This window comes from Type-D symbiont of Plautia stali, from assembly GCF_001485335.1.
GTDB classification, from domain to species: Bacteria; Pseudomonadota; Gammaproteobacteria; order Enterobacterales; family Enterobacteriaceae; genus Pantoea; species Pantoea vagans_C.
Genome location: NZ_BBOC01000156.1, coordinates 1 through 4,623 on the forward strand (window position 1 = coordinate 1; position 4,623 = coordinate 4,623).

Consider the following 4,623-nt stretch of genomic DNA (forward strand, 5'->3'; position numbering starts at 1 on the left):
AATTTCATACAGACAGGCGGGCCGTTTATGAACAAGATGCTGCTGCTGTTTGTGCTCATGGCGTCCCCCTTATGGGCGCAGCCGGCAGCCTGCACGCCCGGCTCCGGCACCTGCATCACGGCTTCGGAGGATAAAAACGTGTTTCTGCACGCGACCTGCGATGACGACGGAGCGCTTCTGATTTCGCTGGAGGCGCCGCACGGCAGGCTTTCGGGCGATGACATACAAAACAGCGCAGGACAGGACGGCGGCGGATGGACGTGTGCCGGCGAGGCCCTGCGTGGCCACTGCAACATTCTCTACGCCCGGGTGCCCGGCGCCATGCTGGACATGCTGTCCGGGCGTGCAGGCCGAGGAGTCCGGCTGGCCGGCGCACTGCCGGAAGGACGCCTCCTGAATTTTTCTGCCGCCAGCCTGCGACTCTGGGCTGACGCCCTGCCGGCACGCTGCCACTGAGCCCTGCCCTTCCGTGACCGCGACCCGCGCTGCCAGGAATCCTCTTATTCACGCGCGCCCGGTTGCCTTAACGGCAGCGGCGGTCTTTGCTTAAACGACTGCAGAGATACAGCAGGTTAAGCGGAGAAACAAACGCCATGGGTCCCGTACGCTGCCGGCGCTGCTGTGCACCTCTGACCACGGAGGATCGTTATTATTTTATCAGCCACTGTGAGACCTGCGACACGGACATCCGGCATCAGGCGGGTGAGGCACACACACCCGTAAAGTCCCCGATGTATGTGCTGAGGGGCGTCTTTTTCTTATTGCGCCGTTACCGTCATATCCGGACGGCCGGGCACTGACCTCGCGGCGGGAAAGTGACTTCTGCCAAGAGGTGGCTTTTCAGAGGAACCGAAACGATTCGGATATTAAGAAAATACGCATCCCTGCGTAATTATATTTATTGCCGAATTGTTAACGGCAGGTGAATTACAGGAATCCCCGCATCATTTTAATATAAGACCAGCTTGTCACTCTTTTAATAAACTTTTTTGGGCAGGTGAACTTCCTGCCCTCCCAGTCAAGATTAAACCACTGAAAATCATCATCCTTTATCTTATCTATCATACTTAAAGCCTGTTCAGGCGTCCGGAAAGCATAAGCCTTCATCACGCCTTCACGGGTGCACAAATCAATGTGAACCATATAACCCCCGGGTGAAAAACTATTTTGATTTCATATTATTTTGATAACACGGTCATAATAGCTCTGTTTTCTTACGGTGCGTTATTTATTTTCGTTATGATCGCTTAAAAAAATCACCCCTGAAAATCTGCTTAAAATACCTGATTATATTTGCGTTAAATAAACAGGAATTTTGATGAGGAAATTCCGGGTCATAAATCAAATATATTTAATCACGATAAATCAGGTTAGCGGATTAGATTATGCTGCATACTTACCGGACTGATGCCTGCACGCCCGGATACCACGCCACGAAAAAAATCGGTTAGAGGAGCCCGGTTTTTGGCAGCGTGTGATGCGGGACATCAGAGTCGGGCATTCCGAACCGGGCCGCTTCTGACGCGGAGTCCTGCTCCGCTCCGGAAAAGATAAAATTTCTTTAGCGCTCAGGAAAAATGCATTCCGGCCGAAAATACAAAGGAAAGCAAACGCCCATGAGGATGAACATATATGGCCCGAGCCTTACCCCCGTTGTACCAGCCCGTTTCACCCTCCTGTCTGGCTGACAGGCTTCGCGAACTGTCTGACCTGCTGGAGGCCCGCAGCCCGTTAATCCGTTCGGCAGAGAGGCATCACACCACCGGAGGCCGCGGTGAGCCGCTCATGATCATCCATATTGAGGTTTATGAGGAGCCACGGTGAATACGGCATGTGTGGCAAACAGCCTGAGCAGCAGGCGCGAAAGCGGTCAAAAATCAGCCTGTCATCAGAATATACCGGCTCTTATGTGCACCTCATTACGCCCGCTGATATCCTTTCTTTCAGTCAGTTTCCTCCTCAGTTCAATTCAATGTCTGATTTATGGACGACAATTCAGATAAATGTTCTGGTTAAAACGTCACCCGGGGCTATAGTTGCTGTTAAGGCTGTTACTTCCCCGGGCGGAGGTTATGCGGTGTTTTATCACGACGATGAGAAAGGCCATATCATTATCGGCGAGGCTGCGGTCAGCCTGGCGGTTGCCGGTCTGGACATTACGGCAGAGTCCCTGATAAATGAACTTGGGGTAATGGCAGAGGGTGACGTCAGGGACGCCAGGCTTGAGGAAATCTTGGATGCCAGGCGCTGGCTTCAGGGGTTCCGGAAGTACAGCAGTCGCGAGCAGGCTGAGATGCACTGGATGACGGGGGTGGAAAAAGACGGATAATATAACCAGGAGCATACCCTGTCTCCGGACGCGACACGATGATGAAAAGACATCTTCATACCGGCTCACGGTGCGCCAACAGGCCAGAGAGATGATCAGGGATGAGACTCCACATATCTACGGTAACGCCTGTAAAATAACTGACCTGAATAATTGCTTAGCAATCATAAGCTAGCGATTTTTTATATGTGAATATTGGTCAGCATCCCATAAATCAGTATACAGGGTTCCTTTTTTTATATACCTTGCGCGCATTAATTCCCGTTCATATTTTAAACACTCCTTAGTCAAGGACGCTGAATGCGCCACAAAGGCCTTACCCCTATTACAGCGGAAGATATCGCCCGGTACTTCTCTGACGTTCAAATCCCCACGCAGGAGGAATCTCTGGGCCAGATTGTAATTGAGATTCTGCGCAGCGGCACCGCCTTAAACCGCCCAGCGCTCTGTGCAAAGCTGGCACGTCGCCTGGAAGTGGCCGCCAGCGCGGAGGAAGAGCAGCACTACCGCATTTTGATAGGCCTGCTCTTAGGCCGCCAGAGTGCAGCCTGAATGACCTCGCACGCTCGGGCCTGACAGCATGAACTCTCTCACTGTCTGAAACTACCGCCGCGTAAATGGAAAGCGGAATATTATCTCGCCGTAATCTTAATGTTCCTGGATAACGCACTGGCATAAACTTTAACGGAAAAAATACGGTCAGCGGATCTGGGTGCCTGTTGTGCGCCTCGGGGGGCCAGAACGGTTTTATCTCGGGTTCTTTAACCGGCGGAAGGTTCTGCAAACAGACGGGTGCAAATTCTGCCCTGATTGATGACTGTATCGTATGGTGGCTTATGCAGCAGAATAAAACCGAAGAAGAAATTCTCAGTGTGCTCAATCAGTATGGAGACCAACTGGCTGCGGAGTCAGAAATCATCAGCGAGGTGTTTCATCACCTGAAGCTTAACGGCGGCCGCGTGGTGCGTAAAGATGTCATACTTTGCCTGATAGCAGAGCTGGAAAGCACCTCTGACGTCGTCAGGCTTGATGTCCTGCGCGGTGCGCTTGAAATTGTTGTGGGCTGTTCGCATGAGAGTGATAACGATTAGTCCTGGCATGTATCGCCATAAAGCCCTCCGCTTGCCCGCCCCGCGAGGATAATGGCTCTCATTTCATAGAGCTCCTCAGATTCATCCTCCGTTATTGTCTTATCCTTGGCCGAACTTTTATTCGCCTGACCTTCGCTTAACTGTTGCTACTGTAAGCAATAATCACTTCATTCGATTTTCCATTCCACATAAACCATAGTATGTCGCAGAGGGTCATGACGGCGCTTGAGGAGATGACGCCGAAGGTTGAGCAGTACTCCATTGATGAAATGTTCCTGGATTTAACCGGCATCGATGGATGTGAGGACTTCGAACACTTCGGGCGGCGCCTGCGAGCGCACGTGCTGGCCACAACCGGTCTGACTGTCGGCGTAGGCATGGGGCACACCAAAACACTGGCCAAAAGCGCTCAGTGGGCCAGTAAAGAGTGGAAGCAGTTCCGGGGAGTATTGGCCCTGACACCCGGAAATCCCAGACGTACCGCCACCCTTTTGCAAAACCAGCCGGTCGAGGAAATCTGGGGCGTTGGACGGCGCATTGCTAAGAAGCTGAATATTATGGGTATCGAAAATGCCCTGCAGCTGTCACGCGCGCACCCTGCCCTCATTCGCAAAAACTTCAGTGTGGTGCTGGAGCGGACCGTGCGCGAACTCAACGGCGAATCCTGCATCCCGCTGGAAGAGTTTATCCCTGCAAAACAGCAGATTGTCTGTTCGCGATCGTTCGGCGAGCGCATTACGTCAAAAGTGGCCATGCAGCAGGCGCTCTGTCAGTACGCGGCGCGCGCATCCGAAAAGCTTCGGGGAGAACGGCAGTTCTGTCGGCGCGTAGGTATCTTTATTCGCACTTCACCACACGCTCAGGGCGAGGTGTTTTATGGCAACAGCGCCGGTGAAAACCTCAAGACTCCAACTCAGGATACCCGCGATGTGATTGCCGTGGCTATGCGGTCGCTGGAACGTATCTGGCTGGATGGCCGCCGGTACATGAAAGCAGGCATCATGCTCGATGACTTTACTCCAAATGGTGTTAGTCAGTTAAATCTGTTCGATGAAGATGGCCCCCGCCCTAACAGCGCGCAACTGATGAAGGTGCTGGACGGCATCAATCAGTCCGGGCTTGGAAATCTCTGGTTCGCGGGTCAGGGCATTAATACTGAATGGAAAATGAAGCGTGAAATGCTCAGCCCTGCATGGACAACAC

5 protein-coding genes and 1 pseudogene are annotated in these 4,623 nt (G+C 52.5%); 5 read left to right on the plus strand and 1 reads right to left on the minus strand.

The features are described 5' to 3' along the window. Nucleotides 1–456: hypothetical protein (locus tag PSSD_RS25425; protein WP_058974174.1), on the plus strand; the 456-nt coding region annotated here is incomplete at its 5' end. Nucleotides 457–927: 471 nt separating this feature from the next. Here the strand turns inward: PSSD_RS25425 and PSSD_RS25430 are convergent. Beyond that, a complete protein-coding gene (locus PSSD_RS25430; protein WP_058974175.1) occupies nucleotides 928–1,143 on the minus strand; it encodes a hypothetical protein in 216 nt (71 codons plus the stop codon). 688 nt (nucleotides 1,144–1,831) lie between these two features. Between PSSD_RS25430 and PSSD_RS28285 the strand changes: the two genes are divergently transcribed. The 4 genes and pseudogenes from PSSD_RS28285 to umuC all read left to right on the plus strand — a co-directional run. Next, nucleotides 1,832–2,329, plus strand: a complete 498-nt coding sequence (locus tag PSSD_RS28285) for a hypothetical protein (RefSeq protein WP_235589306.1) — start codon at nucleotides 1,832–1,834, stop codon at nucleotides 2,327–2,329. Nucleotides 2,330–2,629: 300 nt separating this feature from the next. Next, complete coding sequence (gene ycgZ, locus PSSD_RS25440; RefSeq protein WP_058974176.1) at nucleotides 2,630–2,881, plus strand: regulatory protein YcgZ; 252 nt, start codon at nucleotides 2,630–2,632, stop codon at nucleotides 2,879–2,881. Nucleotides 2,882–3,165: 284 nt separating this feature from the next. Continuing rightward, nucleotides 3,166–3,420 carry a biofilm development regulator YmgB/AriR family protein gene (locus PSSD_RS25445; RefSeq protein ID WP_058974177.1) on the plus strand — a complete coding sequence of 85 codons (255 nt, stop codon included), beginning with the start codon at nucleotides 3,166–3,168 and terminating at the stop codon, nucleotides 3,418–3,420. 194 nt (nucleotides 3,421–3,614) lie between these two features. Continuing rightward, nucleotides 3,615–4,623, plus strand: a pseudogene (gene umuC, locus PSSD_RS25450) (translesion error-prone DNA polymerase V subunit UmuC); the annotation flags it as partial.

What these genes read in the sequence shown, in the direction of transcription:
- ycgZ (WP_058974176.1), top strand. Translation starts at nt 2,630, where the DNA reads ATGCGCCACAAAGGCCTTACCCCTATTACAGCGGAAGATATCGCCCGG.
- PSSD_RS25430 (WP_058974175.1), bottom strand. Translation starts at nt 1,143, where the DNA reads ATGGTTCACATTGATTTGTGCACCCGTGAAGGCGTGATGAAGGCTTAT.
- PSSD_RS25445 (WP_058974177.1), top strand. Translation starts at nt 3,166, where the DNA reads ATGCAGCAGAATAAAACCGAAGAAGAAATTCTCAGTGTGCTCAATCAG.
- PSSD_RS28285 (WP_235589306.1), top strand. Translation starts at nt 1,832, where the DNA reads ATGTGTGGCAAACAGCCTGAGCAGCAGGCGCGAAAGCGGTCAAAAATC.